Source organism: Vibrio sp. L3-7 (assembly GCF_963898195.1).
Lineage (GTDB): Bacteria > Pseudomonadota > Gammaproteobacteria > Enterobacterales > Vibrionaceae > Vibrio > Vibrio echinoideorum.
Genome location: NZ_CAWQUW010000056.1, coordinates 94,023 through 115,980 on the forward strand (window position 1 = coordinate 94,023; position 21,958 = coordinate 115,980).

18 protein-coding genes and 1 tRNA gene are annotated in these 21,958 nt (G+C 43.9%); 10 read left to right on the plus strand and 9 right to left on the minus strand.

Annotated features, from left to right (window positions below):
• Positions 1–448 precede the first annotated feature (448 nt).
• The 3 genes from AACW75_RS22140 (at position 449) to AACW75_RS22150 (ending at position 4,696) form a co-directional block, all read left to right on the plus strand.
• Entirely contained in the window at positions 449–2,206 is a 1,758-nt protein-coding gene (locus AACW75_RS22140; protein WP_145569906.1) for an acetolactate synthase 3 large subunit, read from the plus strand.
• A gap of 1 nt (position 2,207) precedes the next feature.
• Positions 2,208–2,702: an acetolactate synthase small subunit gene (gene ilvN, locus AACW75_RS22145; protein WP_004735875.1), complete on the plus strand. Its 495-nt coding sequence runs from the start codon at positions 2,208–2,210 to the stop codon at positions 2,700–2,702.
• Positions 2,703–2,812: 110 nt separating this feature from the next.
• A complete protein-coding gene (locus AACW75_RS22150) occupies positions 2,813–4,696 on the plus strand; it encodes a sensor domain-containing diguanylate cyclase (protein ID WP_145569904.1) in 1,884 nt (627 codons plus the stop codon).
• Between the two features lie 652 nt (positions 4,697–5,348).
• Here the strand turns inward: AACW75_RS22150 and AACW75_RS22155 are convergent.
• Complete coding sequence (locus AACW75_RS22155; RefSeq protein ID WP_017073072.1) at positions 5,349–6,020, minus strand: GntR family transcriptional regulator; 672 nt, start codon at positions 6,018–6,020, stop codon at positions 5,349–5,351.
• 174 nt (positions 6,021–6,194) lie between these two features.
• Positions 6,195–7,607 carry a pyruvate kinase PykF gene (pykF, locus tag AACW75_RS22160; protein WP_145569902.1) on the minus strand — a complete coding sequence of 471 codons (1,413 nt, stop codon included), beginning with the start codon at positions 7,605–7,607 and terminating at the stop codon, positions 6,195–6,197.
• Between the two features lie 429 nt (positions 7,608–8,036).
• Between pykF and AACW75_RS22165 the strand changes: the two genes are divergently transcribed.
• Together AACW75_RS22165 and glmS are read left to right on the plus strand one after the other, a co-directional pair.
• Positions 8,037–8,807 carry a DeoR/GlpR family DNA-binding transcription regulator gene (locus AACW75_RS22165; RefSeq protein ID WP_145569899.1) on the plus strand — a complete coding sequence of 257 codons (771 nt, stop codon included), beginning with the start codon at positions 8,037–8,039 and terminating at the stop codon, positions 8,805–8,807.
• 106 nt (positions 8,808–8,913) lie between these two features.
• Positions 8,914–10,746: a glutamine--fructose-6-phosphate transaminase (isomerizing) gene (gene glmS, locus AACW75_RS22170; RefSeq protein WP_017073075.1), complete on the plus strand. Its 1,833-nt coding sequence runs from the start codon at positions 8,914–8,916 to the stop codon at positions 10,744–10,746.
• Positions 10,747–10,861: 115 nt separating this feature from the next.
• Here glmS and AACW75_RS22175 read toward each other — a convergent pair whose 3' ends face one another.
• From AACW75_RS22175 to rpsU, 6 genes are all read right to left on the minus strand, one after another.
• Positions 10,862–12,130 carry an O-acetylhomoserine aminocarboxypropyltransferase/cysteine synthase family protein gene (locus AACW75_RS22175; protein ID WP_145569897.1) on the minus strand — a complete coding sequence of 423 codons (1,269 nt, stop codon included), beginning with the start codon at positions 12,128–12,130 and terminating at the stop codon, positions 10,862–10,864.
• A gap of 313 nt (positions 12,131–12,443) precedes the next feature.
• Positions 12,444–12,519, minus strand: a tRNA-Ile gene (locus AACW75_RS22180).
• A gap of 163 nt (positions 12,520–12,682) precedes the next feature.
• Positions 12,683–14,527, minus strand: a complete 1,845-nt coding sequence (gene rpoD / locus AACW75_RS22185; protein ID WP_017072776.1) for an RNA polymerase sigma factor RpoD — start codon at positions 14,525–14,527, stop codon at positions 12,683–12,685.
• A 99-nt stretch (positions 14,528–14,626) separates the two neighbouring features.
• A complete protein-coding gene (gene dnaG, locus AACW75_RS22190; RefSeq protein ID WP_017072777.1) occupies positions 14,627–16,378 on the minus strand; it encodes a DNA primase in 1,752 nt (583 codons plus the stop codon).
• A gap of 119 nt (positions 16,379–16,497) precedes the next feature.
• A complete protein-coding gene (locus AACW75_RS22195; protein WP_017072778.1) occupies positions 16,498–16,941 on the minus strand; it encodes a GatB/YqeY domain-containing protein in 444 nt (147 codons plus the stop codon).
• 25 nt (positions 16,942–16,966) lie between these two features.
• Complete coding sequence (gene rpsU / locus AACW75_RS22200) at positions 16,967–17,182, minus strand: 30S ribosomal protein S21 (RefSeq protein WP_004396009.1); 216 nt, start codon at positions 17,180–17,182, stop codon at positions 16,967–16,969.
• A 258-nt stretch (positions 17,183–17,440) separates the two neighbouring features.
• Here rpsU and tsaD point away from each other — a divergent pair, with 258 nt between their 5' ends.
• Entirely contained in the window at positions 17,441–18,457 is a 1,017-nt protein-coding gene (tsaD, locus tag AACW75_RS22205) for a tRNA (adenosine(37)-N6)-threonylcarbamoyltransferase complex transferase subunit TsaD (protein ID WP_017072779.1), read from the plus strand.
• A gap of 160 nt (positions 18,458–18,617) precedes the next feature.
• On the plus strand, positions 18,618–19,433 hold the full coding sequence (locus tag AACW75_RS22210) for an alpha/beta fold hydrolase (RefSeq protein WP_145569895.1): 816 nt from the start codon (positions 18,618–18,620) through the stop codon (positions 19,431–19,433).
• Positions 19,434–19,525: 92 nt separating this feature from the next.
• Here the strand turns inward: AACW75_RS22210 and plsY are convergent, their stop codons facing one another.
• Complete coding sequence (gene plsY / locus AACW75_RS22215; protein ID WP_016767764.1) at positions 19,526–20,122, minus strand: glycerol-3-phosphate 1-O-acyltransferase PlsY; 597 nt, start codon at positions 20,120–20,122, stop codon at positions 19,526–19,528.
• A gap of 139 nt (positions 20,123–20,261) precedes the next feature.
• Between plsY and folB the strand changes: the two genes are divergently transcribed.
• From folB to AACW75_RS22230, 3 genes are read left to right on the plus strand one after another with little or no spacing between them, the layout of a single operon-like run.
• On the plus strand, positions 20,262–20,621 hold the full coding sequence (folB, locus tag AACW75_RS22220) for a dihydroneopterin aldolase (protein WP_004735969.1): 360 nt from the start codon (positions 20,262–20,264) through the stop codon (positions 20,619–20,621).
• A complete protein-coding gene (gene folK / locus AACW75_RS22225) occupies positions 20,618–21,100 on the plus strand; it encodes a 2-amino-4-hydroxy-6-hydroxymethyldihydropteridine diphosphokinase (RefSeq protein WP_017072781.1) in 483 nt (160 codons plus the stop codon). The genes folB and folK overlap by 4 nt, the downstream gene beginning before the upstream one ends.
• Before the next feature lie 15 nt (positions 21,101–21,115).
• On the plus strand, positions 21,116–21,919 hold the full coding sequence (locus AACW75_RS22230; RefSeq protein WP_017072782.1) for an undecaprenyl-diphosphate phosphatase: 804 nt from the start codon (positions 21,116–21,118) through the stop codon (positions 21,917–21,919).
• Positions 21,920–21,958 lie beyond the last annotated feature (39 nt).

Below are 21,958 nucleotides of genomic sequence, written 5' to 3' on the forward strand. Positions count from 1 at the left end.
ATAAATTTTCAGTTGTTCAAAAATCCCCCTACGAATGTGATTGCATTTTTAGGGGGATTTTTTATGCCTGCTGACACAGCACAATGTGCGAAAGCGCACACCAATAGGGGCGTAATTAATCGATGAATCGTGATTCATTTGAATATTAAGCTCTTTTTTTTAGGTATTAAATGGTTTTTAAATCTAAATATTGAGTTTGGTTTGGGTTTTATTTGATGCTTTCAGCTAATAGTTGGTTTTTTGACGTAATTGTCGGATAACAGGTGTTAGACCAGATGATAATAAAGCGTTAAAGTTGTTTCGTATTACTGTTTGTTGTTATCACGATAAACAGCCATAGCCGAAAAAGTGGAAGTATTTCGAATTAGGCTACGAATAAGCCCTAGACTATGTAAAACCAGCCCAACATGTTCACCAAATGTGATTGGAAACTGGTGAGGAGAGCAATATGACAACAAAACCTGAAACAGCCATGTCATCCGGCGCTGAAATGTTATCTGGCGCTGAGATGGTGGTGCAGTCTCTAATTGAAGAGGGTGTAGAACAAATCTTTGGTTACCCAGGTGGTTCTGTACTTGATATCTATGATGCGCTGCATGCTAAAACTGCTGAAATTAAACACGTATTAGTACGACACGAACAAGCCGCTACCCACATGGCAGATGGCTATACTCGTTCTACCGGTAAGCCGGGCGTAGTACTTGTGTGTTCTGGTCCGGGTGCGACCAATACCGTTACTGGTATTGCGACAGCTTACATGGACTCAATCCCAATGATTGTTATTTCTGGTAACGTACCAAATAGCTTAATTGGTAATGACGCCTTCCAAGAGTGTGACATCGTGGGTGTATCCCGTCCGATCGTTAAACACAGCTTCCTCGTTAAGAAAGCGGAAGATATCCCTGAAGTCGTTAAAAAAGCATTCTATATTTCAACAACAGGGCGTCCTGGTCCTGTCGTTATTGATCTGCCTAAAGACATCTTAAACCCACAAATCAAGCTTCCTTATGAATACCCAGAAACGATAAAAATGCGTTCGTATAACCCAACGGTTACGGGTCATAAAGGTCAAATTAAGAAAGCACTCAAAGCTCTTCTTGAAGCGAAGAAACCGGTACTTTATGTCGGTGGTGGTGCGGTTATTTCTGAGGCAGATAAGCCGCTGTTAAAATTAGCAGAAGCACTGAATTTACCTGTCGTAAGTACCCTAATGGGACTTGGGGCTTTCCCTGGTACCCATAAAAATTCTTTGGGTATGTTGGGCATGCATGGTTTATATGAAGCCAATATGGCGATGCACAATGCGGACTTGATCTTTGGTATTGGCGTGCGTTTCGATGACCGCACCACCAATAACTTAGATAAGTACTGCCCTGATGCGAAGATCATGCACATTGATATCGACCCATCTTCTATCTCTAAAAACGTAAAAGTTGATCTACCGATTGTAGGCTCAGCAGAGAAAGTTCTAGAGAGCATGGTTAACCTGCTTGTTGAGCAAGGCGGAACCAACGACGCGCAAGCGATGGAAAGTTGGTGGAGTGAGATTAAGCAATGGCAAGAACGTGACTGCTTAGCGTATGACAAGACGTCTGGTCGTATTAAGCCACAACAAGTAATTGAGACCCTACATAAAGTAACCAATGGCGATGCCTATGTTGCTTCGGATGTAGGCCAACACCAAATGTTTGCTGCTTTGTACTACCCGTTTGACAAGCCACGCCGTTGGATTAACTCTGGTGGTCTAGGCACGATGGGCTTTGGCTTACCTGCTGGTATGGGCGTTAAGTTTGCGAAACCAGATGAAGAAGTTGTGATTGTTACTGGTGACGGCAGTATTCAAATGAATATCCAAGAGCTGTCGACTGCGCTGCAATACAATATTCCCGTTAAGATTATTAACCTTAACAACCGTTTCTTAGGCATGGTGAAACAGTGGCAAGACATTGTTTATCAAGGTCGTTACTCTAATTCATATATGGACTCTGTTCCTGATTTTGCTGCGATTGCCGAGGCTTATGGCCACGTTGGCATGCGTATTTCGTCTCCGGATGAACTGGAATCAGGTTTGGAAAAAGCGCTGGCGATGAAAGACCGTTTGGTATTTGTCGATATCAGTGTGGATGACACCGAGCACGTATACCCAATGCAGATTAAAGGCGAGGGTATGGATAACATGTGGCTAAGCAAAACGGAGAGAACATAATATGAGACACATCCTTTCACTATTAATGGAAAACCAACCAGGTGCACTTTCTCGAGTGGTTGGCTTGTTTTCTCAGCGTGGCTACAACATTGAGTCTTTGAACGTATCTCCAACCGATGATCCGACACTTTCTCGTCTGAATGTCACCACTAACTCGAGCGAAATGCAGCTTGAGCAGATCCAAAAACAGCTACACAAATTAATCGACGTACTTAAGGTACAAGAAGTGTCTGAGCTTGAGCATATCGAGCGTGAACTTTTGATGGTAAAAGTACGCGCTAGCGGCTTTGCTCGCGCGGAAGTGAAACGCACAGCGGATATCTTCCGTGGCCAGATTGTCGATGTGACAGCTTCTCAATACACGGTTCAAATGGCTGGAACTAGCGAGAAGCTTGATGCTTTCATTCAGGCTTTGTCTGAAGTGACGGAAGTTCTTGAAGTGGCTCGAAGTGGTGTTGTTGGTATTGCTCGTGGTGAACGGGCGTTGAAGGCCTAAACGATAAGTCTGTAAAAATAGTTTTTAAGCCGCTTTTTTAAGCGGCTTTTATTTTGTTAATTTTATAGAGTGCTATAATCCTCCGCTCTCTTTTTCCTTCTGAGCTAGTAATGAGAAATAAAAAATCAATAATTACATTACTAATTATCTCAATCACACTCTGTTCTGCCGTTGCTCTTTATTACTTACAGCGCTACAAAGAAGTAAAACAACAGAGCTTTGACTATTCGGCTAAACAAGCTGTCTATCAATTAGTGTATGCCAAGCGAGACTATGATCTTCTTAAGACTCAATTAGCCTCGGTGATGGGGTTGCTCAGTCACAGTCAAAGTCTTGTCAATTTTGCTGAATCTCCGTCGGAACAAACCAAAGATCTACTCGAAGAAGTTTGGCAGTCTGTCTTAGTGAACCAGAAGTGGTACACGAAGATTCATCTGTTGGACATTACGGGCAAAGAGCTAGTGCGCGTTAATTACTCGGCTGATACCGGGAGTGTGGCGGTCCCTCAAGAGTTACAAGACAAGTCTGATTCTAGCTATTTTCAACATGCACAAAATCTTGAAGCCGAGCAAATTGGCGGTTGGGGGATTGAACTTGAAACGGAGCATGGTGAGCTAACCTTCCCTTATGTACCTGTAATCCGTGTATTTACTCCTGTTGAAACACCAGAAAAACGCGTTGGTTACCTTGTTATCAATTTGGATGTATGGGGCTTATCGTCACGTCTTAGCTTTTCACCTGATAATGACCTAAGAGCGGAAATCATTAATGAATCCGGTTATTACATTGCGAGTAATAACAGCAGTAAGCTGTTTGGTGATTCTATCCCTGAAAGAAAAGGGTATAACCTGAAACACATCGCACCACAAACGTGGGAAGCGATTAACAACGATCAGGTTGGACACGTTTTTGAAGATGGTAACTTGTTTGCGTTTAACACCGTTATGCTCGCGAATAATCAAAAAGCTCACTTGCTGATTCAACTCAATCAGAAGCAGTTGATGGATAGAGCTGAACAGAGTTTAAATGATCTCTCTCAAGAAGAAGTTTTTGTATTACTGACGGTACTTGTTTTTGCGTTTCCGTTTGCATATTTAGTGACCCATTATCGACGTCGGAGCTTAGAAAGTAAGTTGGCGCGCGCCGCATTGAGTGGTATGTCTGCCGTGATGATCTCCGATAAGCAGCATCGTACTATGATGATCAATAACGAGTTTGAGAACATGACCGGGTACTGCAAAACCCAGGTTCTCGGGAAAAATGCATTGCAGCTGTTGCTTGAAAATACCGATCAAGTGCTCTCTAGCTCAGTTATCTGGAGTCATTTAGAACAAGAAGAAGTATGGGAAGGTGAAGTACAGTGTAAGAACAAACTGCGTATTCCTTTCACCGTTATCATGAGAGTACAGGCGGTTAAAAATAATTCTGGAAAGGTCAGCTATTATATTACTTCCTTGGTCGATATTTCGGTAAGGAAAGAGCTTGAAGTCCGTTTGCGTGTTTTAAGTGAAAGGGATTCTTTGAGTAACCTTTGGAACCGACGAAAATTCGAAGAGCAACTCGCGTACTATTCTCGTTTGGTAGAGCGTTACCCAAATGAAGCGACCACTTGCCTAGCCTTGGTCGATATCGATAATTTTAAACGTATCAATGATGAGCTTGGCCACGATGAAGGCGACCGTGTTATTGCAAGTGTTGCAAGGCTTCTACAAGACAGCCTACGCAATACTGATTTTGTTGCTCGCGTTGGGGGGGAGGAGTTTGCATTACTGATGCCACATACTTCATTGCCTGAAGCGAAACGCGTACTGGATCGCTTGCGAATAGAGATAGAGCTGTCTGTTGGTACGAAAGTAACGGTCAGTGTCGGCTTTACTGATTTGACGAGCAACAGTACACGTTCGTATAAATGTGCTGATGTAGGGCTTTACGAATCTAAATCATCTGGGCGTAATACCGTTTCTATGTGCCCGAGCCATGCCGATGTGGCGTAGCTATCTTATTGGTTTAGTAGGCCAAACAAATAGATAATCGCCTGCTCTAGATCTGTCTAACGCCTTAACGCAGCCCTTAAACACCACATGAGTTCCACGCTTTAATCCCCACTTTAACTCGTCATAACCAGCACTCTGGTCGGTGCTATTTCTATGAATCTCACTTTTGAGCGATCTGTGTCACGAAATTCTTACAGTTAGACTAAAGTCTAATGATGGTGGAGATTTGAGCTAAACTGAATGGTAAGTAAACTACCTTGCTTCAAATTGGACCGTTCTGAGCGGTGCAGTAAATAAAAGTATTTACCAGATGTAAAAGGACGACACCGTTAACGTAATTCAGCTAGTTATCCTTTCTTATCAATAATTTGAAAGGCAATAGCGGAATTACGTTAGCTGGAGCAAGAGTTTGGGGATCATACTGTCTGGTTAAAAGAGGCGTAGTATGTTTGTCGATTTTTTAGTGAGGTTAACCATAGGGGCATTAGCCATTCTTGGCTTTCAACTCAGTGCGTTGTATTTTTTACCTATGGTTGTATTGCTCAATACTCATCACAAAGAGTTTTTTGGGTGGTAGTTCAGTCGTAATACTGGAAATAAAAAAACGGAGCCATCGGGCTCCGTTTTTATATGGTTAGAACTTATCTTCGCTTTATGCGGCTTCGATAATCTCTTCAATTCGTTTCATTGAACCTAGTAAGTGCTGATCAAGCAATTCAGCGGCTTGTTCTGCATTTTTTGCGAGTACTAGCTTCATGATCATTTCGTGTTCATCAATATTGAACAGATCATCAGCGACAGTTTCAGCCGACATTGCTAAAAAGCGGTAGCGCTTTACTTGGTTAATCAGATCGTCAAAGAACTTAAACATGTTCTCTGAATCTGCACCTTCAAGCAATGCTGCATGAAATCTCTGGTGACGCTCTTCCCACTCAACACAGTCAAATTCTTCTGACAGATGCTGTATTCGAGAAAGTTTATGGTAAGACGTTAGTACTTCTAATTCCCAGCTTTCATCACCGGCAGAAATCGCTTTCTTAAGCAAAACAGAAGAGACAACTCGAAGGCTTTCGTATAAGTCATTGAGCTCTTTCTTTGAGACTGGAGATACCCAGCAACCTTTTTGTGGCTCTAGCTTAACGTATTTACTCCAAGACAACTGCACCAAGGCTTCACGAATTGGAGACGCGCCTACGTTGTATCTATTTTTAAGATCTGCAACAACGAGTTTTTGGCCTGGGGTTAATTCACCATTAAGAATATCTTGGCGAATCATTTTTGATACTTTGTCTGTGAGAGTAGGACTAGACATTACAAACCTCATGTATATTTGATTTCTAGTCTGCTAATCCGTCTCTTAGAAAGAGTCCATGGATATTAACAGTACGTAGTTCTATCTTGATTGATAATACAGCGTACTGAAAAGTTAGGCAAGATTTGTTTCATAAAAAAAGAGGGCCGAAGCCCTCTTTTATATTTTATGCGAATCAGTTCATTCTTATAGAACGTGAACAGATGCTGTGTTTGTAGTACCAGAAGCTACTAGAGCACCAGAAACCATAACTACGATGTCGCCTTTGTTACCTAGGCCAGATTGTAGAGCGATTTCTTTACCGTTGATGTAGAACGTGTCTGTGTTCTCGATAGAGTCAACAAGGACAGGCTTAACACCTTTAGTAAGAACTAGCTGTGCAGCTGTCTTTACGTTAGTTGTTAGAGCAAGGATGTTTGCAGTTGGGAAGTACTTACGTACTGAACGTGCAGACTTACCGCCTTCAGTTGCAACAACGATTAGAGGAGCAGCTAGCTTCTCTGCTGTGTCTACAGCGCCTTTACATACAGCTTCAGTGATGCGTAGACGTGGGCTGTCTAGACGAGAACCTAGCTCAGCTTTAAGAGCTGAATCAGTACGGTTCGCGATTTGAGCCATGATAGTAACAGCTTCAACTGGGTATTTGCCTTTAGCAGTTTCACCAGAAAGCATTACAGCATCAGTACCATCCATGATTGCGTTCGCAACGTCACCCGCTTCTGCGCGAGTTGGACGTGGGTTGCTGATCATAGAGTCAAGCATTTGAGTTGCTGTGATAACCATCTTACGTGCACGGTTACACTTCTCGATCATCATTTTCTGAGCGAAGATTACTTCTTCAGCTGGGATTTCAACACCTAGGTCACCACGAGCAACCATGATGCCGTCAGAAGCTTCAAGGATTGAATCGAAGTTATCGACACCTTCTTGGTTTTCGATTTTAGAAATGATGTGGATGTTTTCGCCACCGTTAGCGTTTAGAAGCTCACGGATTTCTTTAACATCGTCTTCTTTACGGATGAAAGAAGCAGCAACGAAATCAACGCCTTGCTCACAACCAAACTTAAGGTCAGCTTTGTCTTTCTCAGAAAGAGCTGGAAGTTGAACAGAAACGCCAGGAAGGTTAACACCTTTGTTTTCGCCTAGAGCACCGTTGTTAAGAACTTTACACTTAACTTCAGTTTCTGTTGTTGCGATAACTTCCATTTCGATTAGGCCGTCATCAACAAGAATAGTGTTACCTGCTGATAGGTCTTTAGCGAAGCCTAGGTAAGTTACTGCTACTACGTCTTTGTTACCAACAACTGTTGCGTCAGTTGTGAAAGTGAACTCTTGACCAGCTACTAGATCTACGTCGTTACCATCTTCAAGCTTGATAGTACGGATTTCTGGACCTTTAGTATCTAGAAGGATAGCAAGTTGCTCACCATTGTTTTCCATTACTTTACGGAAGTTCGCGATACGAGTGCCGTGTTCTGCGAAATCACCGTGAGAGAAGTTAAGACGCATAACGTTCATGCCAGCATCTACTAGTTCAGTTAGCTTCTCTACAGATTCAGTTTTAGGGCCAATCGTACATACGATTTTGGTCTTTTTCATGGAAGGTACTCTCCGGTAAGTATTGTTACAATTTGAAATTTATTTAAGTTCTGAAGATTGGTCCGCTACATCAACATTTTGTGCCTGTTGAGTAAAAGCGCGGGACTTCCAATATGTCCTTCAGAGTTGTAAGTCTTTCATCAATTTTAGTCATTTTATGACTAAAATGTTTTGATTCAATATCGGTTTTCTGTGACTTACACCATGATATAGGGGGTAAGTTGCAAAAAAATAACAGTCAGTTTTGTAATTTTTTTTCTTTTCGGGTGCGGATTCTACCACCTAATGAGTTCAATATCACTGCTTAACAATTGTCTTAGGACAAGGTTTCATCGCTATTTATTAATTTTTTGGATCAAAATAAATGGACTAAATAGTTTCGTTGTAACTATAATATGTTTCACATCGAAACTTATTGGCCTTTTTTAAATGTCGAAACGAAACACCCAGCTCAGAAGACATGCAATTTCTAACCTAGTGAATGAAAAAGGGGAGGTTAGTGTTGATGAATTATCCGCTAAGTTCGAAACCTCAGAGGTCACTATTAGAAAGGACTTAGCGTCTTTAGAGAAAAACGGTCAGCTTTTACGCCGTTATGGTGGTGCGATTTCATTACCGAAAGAGGTTGTGAACGAAGAACTGGGTCAACAGGTTTCGACTCGAAAGATTTCATTAGCAAAAGCCGCTGCAGATTTGATTCGCGACCATAACCGCATTGTGATCGATAGCGGTAGCACAACAGGTGCGCTAATTCAGCAGCTCAACAGCAAACGTGGATTGGTTGTTATGACCAACTCACTGCACGTTGCTAATGCACTTAACGAGCTTGAAAGTGAACCGACGCTATTAATGACGGGTGGCACTTGGGATACGCATTCTGATTCTTTCCAAGGCAAAGTCGCGGAGTCGGTGCTTCGTGCTTACGATTTTGACCAATTGTTCATCGGTGCTGATGGTATCGACCTTGATAGAGGCACGACCACGTTCAATGAACTGATTGGCCTGAGCAAAGTTATGGCTGAAGTGTCACGAGAAGTGATCGTGATGGTTGAGTCGGAAAAGGTGGGACGAAAGATCCCGAACTTAGAGCTGGCATGGGAACACATTGACATCTTAATTACCGATACAGACTTAGGCGAAGAATCCAAAGCAAGTATCGAATCACATGATGTTCGAGTGATCCTGACCGATCCAGCGTAAAAACAAATTTAATTATTATGCATTTAACTTCCTATAATTGATCTGTTGAAGATCTGGCCTTTGCTTGCTGCCAATAGGAATAAAACGAAATTGATGGAGTAAAACTATGTGTGGAATTGTTGGTGCAGTAGCACAACGTGATGTAGCTGAAATTTTAGTAGAAGGCCTTCGCCGCCTAGAATACCGAGGCTATGATTCAGCGGGTGTCGCTGTGGTTGATACCGAATCCAACCTAACTCGTGTACGCCGCCTTGGTAAAGTGCAAGAGCTAGCAGACGCCGTCGATCAGCAACATGTTATTGGCGGTACTGGTATCGCTCATACACGTTGGGCAACACACGGTGAGCCTTCTGAAGCAAACGCACACCCACACATGTCGGGCGATATTGCCGTTGTACACAATGGCATTATCGAAAACCACGAAACACTGCGCGCTCTTCTTCAAGAACGTGGTTATGTGTTTACTTCACAAACGGATACTGAAGTTATCGCTCACCTAGTTGAATGGGAACTTCGTACTTCTAACTCATTGGTTGAAGCGCTTCAAAAGACAGCGAAACAACTGGACGGTGCTTACGGTACCGTTGCCGTTGATCGCAAAGATCCTAGCCGTATCGTTGTTGCTCGTTCTGGTAGCCCGATTGTTATCGGTTTCGGTGTGGGTGAGAACTTCCTAGCATCGGATCAATTAGCGCTACTAAGCGTAACTCGTCGTTTCATGTACTTAGAAGAAGGTGATGTTGCTGAGGTGACTCGCCGTGATGTAACAGTATTTGATGTGGCGGGCGAGCGTGTTGAGCGTGAAATCGTTGAATCAAACGCAGAGCACGATGCAGGTGACAAAGGTCAATACCGTCACTTCATGCAAAAAGAGATCTTTGAGCAGCCATCTGCGTTAATCAATACAATGGAAGGTCGTATTTCTGAAACGGCTGTTATCACTAACGCAATTGGTGTTAAGGCTGAAGAGATCCTAAGCAAGGTAGAGCACGTGCAGATCATCGCATGTGGTACATCTTACAACTCAGGTATGGCAGCTCGTTACTGGTTTGAGTCTCTAGCAGGCGTAAGCTGTGACGTAGAGATTGCTTCTGAATTCCGTTACCGTGATTTCGTTGTTCGTCCGAACAGCTTATTGGTGACTCTGTCTCAGTCTGGTGAAACGGCGGATACGCTTGCTGCACTTCGTCTTGCAAAAGAGAAGGGTTACATGTCAGCAATGACTATCTGTAACGTTGCAGGTTCTTCGCTAGTTCGTGAATCTGATTTTGCCTTTATGACTCGCGCAGGAACAGAGATCGGCGTAGCTTCAACTAAAGCCTTCACAACACAGCTAGCGGCAATGCTGATGATGGTAACGTCAATTGGTCGTCTACAAGGTCGCATCAATGAAGAGAAAGAAGCAGAGATCGTTCAAGCACTGCATCAACTGCCTGCTGATATTGAAAAAGCATTGGCATTTGATAAAGAGATCGAAGCGCTAGCACCTGATTTTGCAGATAAGCACCACACATTGTTCTTAGGTCGTGGTGAGTTCTACCCAATCGCGATGGAAGCGTCTCTTAAACTGAAAGAGATCTCTTACATCCATGCAGAAGCATACGCGGCTGGTGAGCTTAAGCACGGTCCTTTGGCGCTTATTGATGCAGATATGCCAGTTGTGGTTATTGCACCAAGCAACGACTTACTAGAGAAGCTGAAATCAAACGTTGAAGAAGTACGTGCTCGTGGCGGTCTACTTTACGTATTCGCAGATGAAGATGCCGGCTTTGAAAGCGATGAGAACATGAAGATCATCAAGATGCCTCACGTAAGTGAAGTAACAGCACCTATCTACTACACAGTACCGATGCAGCTGTTGTCTTACCACGTAGCACTAATCAAAGGTACCGATGTTGACCAACCTCGTAACCTAGCGAAAGCGGTTACGGTTGAGTAATCGCCAGCCTACCTAAGAAAATTAGATAATTAGAAGCCCATCCTGTGATGGGCTTTTTTGTGTCTGTTACTTAACATGTAACTATGGCTTAAGTTTTACTACCAAGCATTAAGCATTAAGCATTAAGCGCTTGTTCTAGATCAGCCAAGATATCTTCAATGTGTTCAATACCGACCGACAGACGAATCATTTCTGGTGATACGCCTGCTTGCTTTTGTTCTGCTTCGCTTAATTGACGGTGTGTCGTGGAAGCCGGGTGACAAGCGAGAGATTTTGCGTCGCCAATGTTTACCAAACGCTTGAATATTTGCAGTGCATCGTAGAAGCGCACACCTGCTTCATAACCATCTTTTAAGCCAAAAGATAAAATGGCAGACGGCTTACCTTGCATGTATTTCTCAGCCAATGGGTAGAACTCAGAGGTTGGTAGCCCCGCGTAGCTTACCCAACTCACGTTCTCATGTTGCTTAAGGTATTCTGCTACTTTCAGTGCATTCTCGGTATGTCGCTCCATACGTAGCGACAACGTTTCTAGACCCTGCATCAACATGAAGGCATTCATAGGTGACAGTGCTGCGCCTGTATTACGCAATGGAACGGTTCGAGCGCGACCAATAAATGCAGCATCACCAAAAGCTTCGGTATAAACCACACCATGATATGAAGGCTCAGGTTGATTAAATACTGGGAAACGATCTTTGTGTTCTGCCCAAGGGAATTTTCCTGAATCGACAATCACGCCACCCAGCGTTGTTCCGTGACCACCAACGTATTTGGTTAGCGAGTGAACCACGATATCAGCACCAAAATCGATAGGTTTACACAACACAGGCGTCGCCACCGTGTTATCAACAATCACTGGTACACCTTGTGCGTGAGCAAGCTCAGCAACACGTTCTAAGTCGATAATATTGCCTGCTGGGTTACCTATACTTTCACAATAAACCGCCTTGGTATTTTCATCGATCAGTGCCGCTAAGCTTTCTGGTTTATCGTCTTTAGCAAAGCGAACTTCGATCCCTTGGTTTGGTAGCATATGAGCAAATAGGGTGTAAGTACCGCCGTAAAGCTGAGGTGTTGAAACGATGTTGTCACCGATTTGTGCCAACGTTTGAATCGCGTAGTTGATCGCCGCGCTGCCTGCACTCACCACTAAGCCTGCAATACCACCTTCTAAGGCTGCCATGCGTTTTTCCAACACATCATTGGTTGGGTTCATTATACGAGTGTAGATATTGCCTGGCACCGCAAGGTTAAACAGATCGGCGCCGTGTTGTGCGTCATCGAATTCGTAAGCAACGGTTTGGTAAATAGGTGTAGCAACCGATTTGGTTGTTGGGTCGGTTTCGTAGCCGAAGTGAATCGAGAGCGTTTCGTCTTTCATGAGTCTTCCCTGAACTATTGAATGATTAGTGTTACCTCATATTGCCGATTTTTTTATAAAAGAAAAGTATGTTTAGTCACATAGAGACGATTGCTCTTATTAGACTGGCTATTAAAGAATTGTCTTGTGAGTTTGAAACGTTGGGTAAGGTGGTTTACTGGTTTACTGGTTTTAGAGGGAGGTTGTAGCTGATATCAAAACGGTGATTTAGCCATAGGAAGGATGAGGGGCAGACGTTGTTACTAAGTGAAATAACCAAAGGCTAGAAAAGCAAAAAGCCAGAGCAGCGTAAACTGTTCTGGCTTTTCTAATTTGGTGGCCCCTCCCAGATTTGAACTGGGGACCGAACGATTATGAGTCGTGCGCTCTAACCACTGAGCTAAGGGGCCGTAGGGCATAGATTATAGGGGAAGCATTCAATGGTGTCTAGACACTATAGGGGGCAATTCCGCTTACATCTTAGCCACTTAAATCATACAGGCACAAAAAAGGTGAGCCAACGCTCACCTTTTCTATTTTAAGCTTAAAAGCTAATCACATTAAAGCGTGTGATTACTCGTCTAGGAAGCTGCGCAGAGTTTCTGAACGGCTTGGGTGACGAAGTTTACGTAGTGCTTTTGCTTCGATCTGACGGATACGCTCACGAGTAACGTCGAACTGCTTACCAACCTCTTCTAGAGTATGGTCAGTGTTCATGTCGATACCGAAACGCATACGCAGTACTTTTGCTTCACGAGGCGTTAGGCCTGCAAGAACATCTTTAGTTGCACCGCGCAGGCTTGTTGCCGTTGCAGAGTCTAAAGGAAGCTCTAGAGTCGTATCCTCGATGAAATCACCTAGGTGCGAATCTTCGTCGTCACCGATTGGTGTCTCCATTGAGATAGGCTCTTTAGCGATTTTCAGTACTTTACGGATCTTGTCTTCAGGCATTTGCATGCGCTCAGCCAATTCTTCCGGTAGCGGCTCACGACCCATCTCTTGTAGCATTTGACGAGAGATACGGTTTAGTTTGTTGATCGTTTCGATCATGTGAACCGGGATACGGATAGTACGAGCTTGGTCGGCAATCGAACGAGTGATTGCTTGACGGATCCACCACGTAGCGTAAGTCGAGAATTTGTAACCACGACGGTATTCAAACTTATCTACAGCTTTCATCAAACCGATATTACCTTCTTGGATTAGATCCAGGAATTGTAGACCGCGGTTTGTGTACTTCTTAGCAATCGAGATTACTAGACGTAAGTTCGCTTCAACCATCTCTTTCTTCGCACGACGAGCTTTCGCTTCACCGATAGACATACGACGGCTGATATCTTTAATGCTTTGAACAGTAAGAGACGTTTCGCGTTCGATGATATCCAATTTTTGGATTGAACGACGAATATCGTGCTCGTTACGTTTGATCTTTTCTGCGTATGGTTTGTCTGAAGCAAGAACTTCATCCAACCATGCTTCGCTAGATTCATTACCCGTAAATAGAGCGATGAACGATTTCTTCGGCATCTTGCCGTACTCAACTGTTTGACGCATGATTAAGCGTTCTTGAGTACGTACACGATCCATTGAAGTACGAAGTTCGTTTACTAAGTAGTCAAACTGTTTTGGCGTTAGACGGAATTCTTTGAATACATCTTGCATCATTGTTGTTGCAAGTGTTGCTTTCGGGCTTTCGTGGCCGTATTCATTGATCGCTAGTTGACGATTTTGGTAGCTAGTGCGAAGTGCAGTGAACTTCTCAAGAGCAAGCTCAGGATCAATACCTGTATCTTCTTCCTCTTCGTCCTCTTCTTCTTCAGCTTCTTCTTTGTCTTCGTCTTCCAAATCAGTTTTAGCAAGTTCCGAACCGATGTGTGTCGCCGTTGGCGCAGCTGTGCCATCGTCGTCTGGATCAACGAAACCATTGATTAGGTCTGTTAAGCGAATCTCTTCAGCCAGTACGCGGTCGAACTGTTCCAAGATGTATGGAATTGTGCCAGGGTACTCAGCAACTGATAGTTGAACAGTGTTGATACCATCTTCAATACGCTTCGCAATGTCGATCTCGCCTTCACGAGTTAGTAGCTCAACTGTACCCATTTCACGCATGTACATACGTACTGGGTCAGTAGTGCGGCCAATCTCGCTTTCTACGCTTGAAAGCGCAGCAGCAGCAGCTTCAGCTGCATCTTCATCTATATTTGCATCGTCATCATTAAGTGCTAGATCATCAGCATCAGGTGCAGTTTCTACTACCTTGATACCCATGTCGTTGATCATTTGAATGATGTCTTCTACCTGTTCAGAATCCACGATTTCTGCAGGTAGGTGGTCGTTTACTTCGGCGTAGGTCAGATAGCCTTGTTCCTTGCCTTTAATAACAAGTAATTTAAGCTGTGACTGCGGATTTTGATCCATAGATGATATCCAACTTCAGGTCTGGTGAAGGACGTTGCATTCTCAAATGCAAACCAATTATGTTAACAAATTTATTAAATGCTGACTAATCAAACAGGGTTACGCTTTTAGATCTAGCATTAAAGCTAGTAGCTCCCTTTTTTCTTCGGCTGATAAACCGACACTTCTTGCTTTGGCCTGCAGGTTTTCAATTTGTTTTTCAACGCACTGGGCAAGGATATTGTCCAATGAATCTAAAAATATGTCTTCTTGGTTGTCTTCGTCGAGAGGGATTTCCCAGCTCGCGAGACGAGACAGAAGTGCCTCATGTTTATTATGTCGCCAATGCTCTAATAGCTGGCCGGTGTTGATATGGGGGTGCGAATGGCATTTATCAAGTACTTCGACGAATAAACTTAGTCCAGGCAGCTGTAAGCCATTGACACTTGATAAATCCGGTACCATATCAGCATAGCTCGGATTTTGGATAAGCAAAGCGATAACTTCACGCATTGGAGTGCGCTTGAGCTCTTTATGCGGTTGAGGTGTCGGGTTCTTTGTGTGAACGCGAGCACGCCTCAATTGGTTATCAAATCCGGTTCGCTCATCGAGCAATTTTTCGAGCAGTTCTTGGAAGTAACTGTCAGGAATTTTACTAATCAAGGCGCTCGCGTGTGCACGCAGTGCCGATTTTCCTTCTGTTGTTCCTAAATTCAGCTTGTGTATTTCAATCAGGTTATCGAACAAATAAGTCGAAAGCGGCGTCGCATTGTGAACGAGCTGTTCGAAAGCAGCCTGACCGTGTTCTCTAATATAGCTGTCTGGGTCTTCACCGTCTGGCAAGAACAGAAACTTGAGTGTGTTACCGGTTTTTAGGTATTCAAGCGCATTTTCTAGTGCGCGCCACGCGGCCTCTTTACCTGCTCTATCACCATCGTAACAACAAACCACAGTATTGGTCTGGCGGAACAACATCTGAACGTGGTCACCGGTTGTTGAGGTGCCCAGTGATGCTACCGAGTAATCCACACCATATTGCGCGAGTGCGACGACATCCATGTAACCTTCCACAACAAGTATCTGAGGCGGTTCACGGTATGCTTGCATTACTTCATAAAGGCCGTAAAGCTCTTTGCCTTTATGGAAAATAGGTGTTTCAGGTGAGTTCAGATATTTTGGTGTACCGTCTTCCAATACACGACCACCAAACCCGATAACTCGACCACGACGGTCTCGAATCGGGAACATCACACGTCCACGGAATCGATCGTATCGGTTGCCTTTATCGTTCTCGATTAACATGCCGCCAGTAACAAGCATGTCTTGGGCTTCTTTTTGTTGCCCAAAGTTTTTACGAACGAGATCCCATTCGTCGGCAACGTAACCAATACCAAACTTCTGGACGATTTCGCCAGAGAGACCACGATTTTTTAGGTATTCAATCGCTGGTTTGTTGGTTGATATCTTGAGTTGTGAGCGGTAAAAATTGCTAATGCCGCCCATCAAGTCATAGAGATTACGTTTTTGTTCGCTGTTGGCTCTTGGTGTTGTTGATATTTCACCGCTGCGCTGCTCTCTTGGGACATCTAACCCTAGAAATGAAGCAAGCTCTTCAATCGCTTCTACAAAGTCGAGGCGTTCGAACTCCATCATGAAGTCGATGGCATTGCCATGTACGCCACAACCAAAGCAGTGATAAAACTGTTTTTCTTGGCTTACGCTGAAAGAAGGAGTTTTTTCGTTGTGAAATGGGCAACAAGCACCATAGTTTTTGCCTTTTTTCTTAAGTTTCACGCGTGCGTCGACGATATCGACAATGTCGAGACGTGCTAGGAGATCATCGATGAAACTACGCGGGATGTGTCCTGCCATAAAACCTTAGAAAAATGCACTAACTGAGAGTGTGGGTAATAATAGTTTGAATAGGTTACAGATACAAACAAGCCGTGCGTTCCGAAGGATTGCACGGCTTGTTGCAATTTGATTTGGGATTAAGCGAGTTTAGAACGAACTAAACCACTAACTTTACCCATATCTGCACGCCCTTGAATTTGTGGTTTCAAGATAGCCATTACTTTACCCATGTCTTGCATGCCCGAAGGTTGAGCTTCAGCGATTGCGCTATCAAGTAGTGCAATAACTTCTTCTTCAGTCAACGGTTGAGGCATAAAGCCTTCAAGTACAGTAATTTCTGCTTTTTCCACATCAGCAAGATCTTGACGATTTGCCGATTCATATTGAGCAACAGAATCGCGACGTTGCTTAACCATTTTAACTAATATAGCAATAATGTCGTCGTCGTTCAGAGTGATCCGTTCGTCAACTTCACGTTGCTTAATTGCTGAAAGAGCTAAGCGGATAGTGCCAAGGCGCGGTTTGTCCTTGGCTTTCATCGCTAATTTTTGCTCTTCTTTGAGTTGTTCAATAAGAGCCATAACTCAGTCCTTATGGATTAAGTTATTAGTACAGACGAACGCGACGTGCGTTTTCGCGAGCTAGCTTTTTAGCGTGACGCTTTTGAGCTGCTGCTTTAGCGCGTTTGCGAACTGTAGTTGGCTTTTCGTAATGCTCGCGACGACGCACTTCAGAAAGGATACCTGCTTTTTCACAAGAGCGCTTGAAACGACGTAGTGCAACGTCGAACGGTTCGTTTTCACGTACTTTAACTATTGGCATATGCCTTTCACCTCAGGGGTTATTCATTATCGCTGGTTACTCAGTACCAAATCAGAGAAGTTACCCATCGAGCTAACTCTCTATTCGCGTTTGGCCATTAACCAGCTTGATCAAAAATGGTGCGGAATTTTAATCCGATCACAGTGGCTTTGTAAAGCACTTTGTCGATTATAGTCTGTACAATATTTGTTTGAAGAGCTTAGGCAGGGTAATATTGCGCTAATTTCCCATTTTAGACGAAAGCGTGCCGAGAAAATTATGCGCATTATTGGTATTGAAACCTCTTGTGATGAAACAGGAATCGCGATTTATGATGATGAGCAAGGACTGCTTTCTCATCAATTATACAGCCAAGTAAAGCTGCACGCCGATTACGGTGGTGTGGTACCTGAGCTAGCATCACGTGACCATGTAAAAAAGACAATTCCACTGATTAAAGCTGCGCTAGCGGAAGCTAACCTGACCTCGAAAGATATTGATGGTGTGGCTTACACTGCTGGCCCTGGTTTGGTTGGAGCACTGCTTGTGGGGGCGACCATTGGTCGTAGTATAGCTTACGCTTGGGGCGTGCCTGCGGTGCCTGTTCACCATATGGAAGGTCACCTACTTGCTCCAATGTTAGAAGATAATCCACCGCCATTCCCATTTGTTGCTCTGCTGGTTTCTGGCGGTCACACCATGATGGTAGAAGTGAAAGGCATTGGTGAATACCGAATTCTTGGTGAATCGATTGATGATGCGGCGGGTGAAGCGTTTGATAAAACTGCGAAGCTGATGGGTTTAGATTACCCAGGTGGCCCGCTGTTGTCTCGACTAGCAGAAAAAGGCACACAAGGTCGCTTCAAGTTTCCACGTCCAATGACCGATCGCCCAGGGCTAGATATGAGTTTTTCAGGTCTAAAAACGTTTGCAGCAAACACGATTCGTGCGAATGATGATGATGAACAAACGCGTGCTGATATCGCTTACGCGTTTCAAGAAGCTGTTTGTGCAACCTTGGTAATCAAGTGTAAGCGTGCCTTGGTTGAAACAGGTATGAAACGTATAGTGATTGCGGGTGGTGTAAGCGCCAACAAACAACTGCGTATTGAGCTTGAAGCGCTGGCTAAAAAAATCGGTGGTGAGGTGTACTACCCACGCACTGAATTCTGTACAGATAACGGTGCCATGATTGCTTATGCGGGTATGCAACGCCTGAAAAATGGTGAAACAGCCGATTTGTCGGTTCATGCAACACCGCGTTGGCCAATTGACCAACTAGAGCCAATTGCTTAACTAGTAGCAATCGTTCAACGAGAAACCGTCGATCAACGAAAGTTAAACGCAGAATAAACCAGTGTGTTTCGATAAACGGTCGCCTTGTGCGGCCGTTTTTATATCCTAGCTTACCGACTGTATGTCGATAAATAATTGCTGATAGAGATTAGGGAAGAAAATGAACAAGTTCACAGTAGACAATCAATCGATGGCGTACCTAGATGAAGGTCAAGGCCCTGTTGTTGTACTCGGCCACAGCTACCTTTGGGATAGTGCAATGTGGAAGCCGCAGATCGATGCATTAAAAACTCAGTATCGCTGTATTGTTCCAGAGCTTTGGTCTCATGGTGAGTCACAAGCCGCGCCGAGCTCAATGCGTAACTTGAAAGATTACGCTCAGCACATTTTGGCTTTGCTTGATCATTTAGATATCGAAGAATTCTCCGTAGTAGGCTTATCGGTTGGTGGTATGTGGGGAACAGAATTAGCGGAACTTGCACCTGCACGTATAAAATCCTTGGTTCTAATGGACACTTTCGTAGGCCTAGAACCAGAAGTTGCTCATGCTAAATACTTCCACATGTTAGACACCATTACTCAAACCAAAATGGTTCCTCAACCGATTGTTGAAGCGGTTGTTCCATTGTTTTTTGCTAATGATGCTCAGACAAACACGCCAGCTTTAGTGGAAGGCTTTACTAAGCAGCTCTCGGTACTTAAGGGTGAGCAAGCTGAAGAAGTCGCACGAATTGGTCGAATGGTGTTTGGTCGCCGAGATATGATTGAAGCGGTAGAGAACTTGGCATTGCCTGTTTTGATTGCCGTTGGGCAAGAGGATAAGCCGCGTCCGGCATTGGAGTCATACCTAATGCATGATTGCATTACAGGAAGTGAATTGGTGGTGATTCCTGGGGCGGGTCATATTAGTTCGCTAGAGCAACCAGAGTTTGTTAACTCTATGCTGAAGACGTTTTTAGATAAACATCTGTTGTAAGCTCTTAAATACTGAATATTGCTGATCGGCTTAGACTTGTGTCGATTTGAATTTATCTCGGTTTAAAAATGATTCGGCTTAGATACGACAGTTTAAGCCGATTTTTTTTGCCCGAGTTTTGGTTCGCTGCCATCGAGTAGGCGACGGATATTCTGGTGGTGACGCAGCACAATTAAGCAACACAACATGGCTACAGGCAGTGTGTATTGGGGTTTGACTAACCAAGCGTAGAACGGCGCAAGTAATACAGTAACCAGAGCCGCTAAAGAAGAATAACGAAACAAAAACGCCACGACTAACCATGTCGCCATGATCATGCCTGTTAAATCGAATCCAATTGGGGCAATGGCTCCGAGTGCGGTGGCAACGCCTTTTCCGCCTTTGAAGTGGAAGAATATTGGGTACATATGACCAAGGCATGCAGCAATCGCCACGACGCCTAAAATGATCGAGTCGATATTGAGGTAGTAGCCAAGCCAGACAGGAATGGTGCCTTTAAGCATGTCACAAAGTAGCACGGCTGCAGCGGCACCTTTGCCGCCCAAGCGGAGTACATTCGTTGCCCCTGGATTGTTGGAGCCTACCGTTCTTGGATCAGGAAGTCTTAAGACTCGGCATATCAAGACCGCACTCGAAATTGAACCTAGTAAATAGGCTGCAATGATCATGATAAGTGCCAAAGGGGTCATGTTTTTCCTTAAACGGTTATTAAGCCTAACGATGGGAAAATAATGCTCAATCCAAGAGTAATTGATATCATATCCGGAATTACACGAATAATACGTTTTTTTCCCCAATATGGGTATCCGACCTCTAAAAGGACAAGTCATGGCACTGGATAAAGTTTTCATTGAACAGCTAGAAGTAATTACAACGATCGGTGTTTACGATTGGGAACAAGAGATTAAACAAAAACTTGTGCTTGATATTGAAATGGCTCATGACAACCGCCCTGCGGGAAAAAGTGACGATGTAGTCGATGCTTTGGACTATTCGACAGTGAGCACTGCGGTATTAGACCATATTGCTAATGGTCGCTTCCTATTGGTTGAACGTGTAGCAGAAGAAGTCGCTGAATTGATCATGACTCAGTTCTCAGTACCTTGGATTAAGATCCGTTTGGCTAAACCTGGCGCAGTGCCACAAGCGAAAGCTGTGGGTGTGATCATCGAACGAGGTCAAGCATGACAATAGCCTATGTTGGTGTTGGCACGAACATAGACCGCGACAAGCATGCAAGGGTGGCATGGACAGAGCTTCAATCGTTAGGGACTAACCTTAAATGCTCTAAAATCTATCATTGTGAGCCTGTGGGGTTTAAAAGCCACCCGTTTTATAACTTTGTGATAGAACTCGACACATCACTTTCATTGACTGAATTTTCACAGCAACTGCGTAAAATTGAGTTTAAATGGGGTCGTTCTCAAGATGCACATAAACTTGAAGACCGAAAGCTCGATCTTGATATTGTGTTGTTTGGAGAGGTGATTTCTGTGAGCGATCCAGAATTACCACGCAGTGATATCTATAAATATCCTTTTGTAACACAACCACTTTATGATCTCTGTCCTGCGAGAGTGATCCCGCAAGACGGACGAACCGTCGGTGAAATATGGCAGAAGATGCAGCAATTAGACTCGCTCTCTGTCGTAGACATAAAACTATAATTTTTAAGGTAAGTAATGAGTTATTTTGAAGCGTTTTTGTTGGCGTTGGTACAAGGCTTTACTGAATTTCTACCTATTTCCAGCTCTGCACACCTAATTCTTCCTTCTGCTGTTTTAGGTTGGGAAGATCAAGGTTTGGCTTTTGATGTTGCAGTCCATGTCGGTACTCTGGCTGCTGTGGTTATTTATTTCCGGAAAGAAGTGGTCTCTCTTTTGAGCGCGTTCTTTGGTTCGGTATTTAAAGGCGATCGTAGTAAAGAAGCTAAGTTAGCGTGGATGATCATTCTCGCGACGATTCCAGCGTGTATTTTTGGCTTGCTGATGAAAGATATTGTCGAGCTTTACTTACGCAGTGCGTGGGTGATTGCCACGACCACTATCGTGTTTGGTTTGTTGTTATGGTGGGTAGATAAGAACTCAAGTCTACGTGACGATGAATACCAAGCGGGTTGGAAAAAAGCGTTGTTTATTGGTCTTGCTCAGGCAATGGCAATTATCCCAGGTACGTCTCGTTCTGGCGCAACCATTACCGCAGCGCTTTATCTTGGCTTTACACGTGAAGCTGCCGCTCGATTCTCATTCCTGATGTCTATCCCAATCATCACGTTGGCTGGTGGTTACTTGGGTCTTAAGCTTGTGACAAGCGGTGACCCAATTCATGTCGGCACTTTACTGACTGGTGTTGCAGTGTCTTTCATCAGTGCTTACATCTGTATTCACTTCTTCTTGAAGCTTATCTCACGTATGGGCATGACACCGTTCGTGATTTATCGTCTGATTCTTGGCTGTGGTCTGTTTGCTTTCTTGATGATGCAGTAGCATTCGCCTTACGTAGACAAATGTTTCGTCCTACAGATT

What these genes read in the sequence shown, in the direction of transcription:
- AACW75_RS22140 (WP_145569906.1), top strand. Translation starts at nt 449, where the DNA reads ATGACAACAAAACCTGAAACAGCCATGTCATCCGGCGCTGAAATGTTA.
- ilvN (WP_004735875.1), top strand. Translation starts at nt 2,208, where the DNA reads ATGAGACACATCCTTTCACTATTAATGGAAAACCAACCAGGTGCACTT.
- AACW75_RS22150 (WP_145569904.1), top strand. Translation starts at nt 2,813, where the DNA reads ATGAGAAATAAAAAATCAATAATTACATTACTAATTATCTCAATCACA.
- AACW75_RS22155 (WP_017073072.1), bottom strand. Translation starts at nt 6,020, where the DNA reads ATGAGGTTTGTAATGTCTAGTCCTACTCTCACAGACAAAGTATCAAAA.
- pykF (WP_145569902.1), bottom strand. Translation starts at nt 7,607, where the DNA reads ATGAAAAAGACCAAAATCGTATGTACGATTGGCCCTAAAACTGAATCT.
- AACW75_RS22165 (WP_145569899.1), top strand. Translation starts at nt 8,037, where the DNA reads ATGTCGAAACGAAACACCCAGCTCAGAAGACATGCAATTTCTAACCTA.
- glmS (WP_017073075.1), top strand. Translation starts at nt 8,914, where the DNA reads ATGTGTGGAATTGTTGGTGCAGTAGCACAACGTGATGTAGCTGAAATT.
- AACW75_RS22175 (WP_145569897.1), bottom strand. Translation starts at nt 12,130, where the DNA reads ATGAAAGACGAAACGCTCTCGATTCACTTCGGCTACGAAACCGACCCA.
- rpoD (WP_017072776.1), bottom strand. Translation starts at nt 14,527, where the DNA reads ATGGATCAAAATCCGCAGTCACAGCTTAAATTACTTGTTATTAAAGGC.
- dnaG (WP_017072777.1), bottom strand. Translation starts at nt 16,378, where the DNA reads ATGGCAGGACACATCCCGCGTAGTTTCATCGATGATCTCCTAGCACGT.
- AACW75_RS22195 (WP_017072778.1), bottom strand. Translation starts at nt 16,941, where the DNA reads ATGGCTCTTATTGAACAACTCAAAGAAGAGCAAAAATTAGCGATGAAA.
- rpsU (WP_004396009.1), bottom strand. Translation starts at nt 17,182, where the DNA reads ATGCCAATAGTTAAAGTACGTGAAAACGAACCGTTCGACGTTGCACTA.
- tsaD (WP_017072779.1), top strand. Translation starts at nt 17,441, where the DNA reads ATGCGCATTATTGGTATTGAAACCTCTTGTGATGAAACAGGAATCGCG.
- AACW75_RS22210 (WP_145569895.1), top strand. Translation starts at nt 18,618, where the DNA reads ATGAACAAGTTCACAGTAGACAATCAATCGATGGCGTACCTAGATGAA.
- plsY (WP_016767764.1), bottom strand. Translation starts at nt 20,122, where the DNA reads ATGACCCCTTTGGCACTTATCATGATCATTGCAGCCTATTTACTAGGT.
- folB (WP_004735969.1), top strand. Translation starts at nt 20,262, where the DNA reads ATGGCACTGGATAAAGTTTTCATTGAACAGCTAGAAGTAATTACAACG.
- folK (WP_017072781.1), top strand. Translation starts at nt 20,618, where the DNA reads ATGACAATAGCCTATGTTGGTGTTGGCACGAACATAGACCGCGACAAG.
- AACW75_RS22230 (WP_017072782.1), top strand. Translation starts at nt 21,116, where the DNA reads ATGAGTTATTTTGAAGCGTTTTTGTTGGCGTTGGTACAAGGCTTTACT.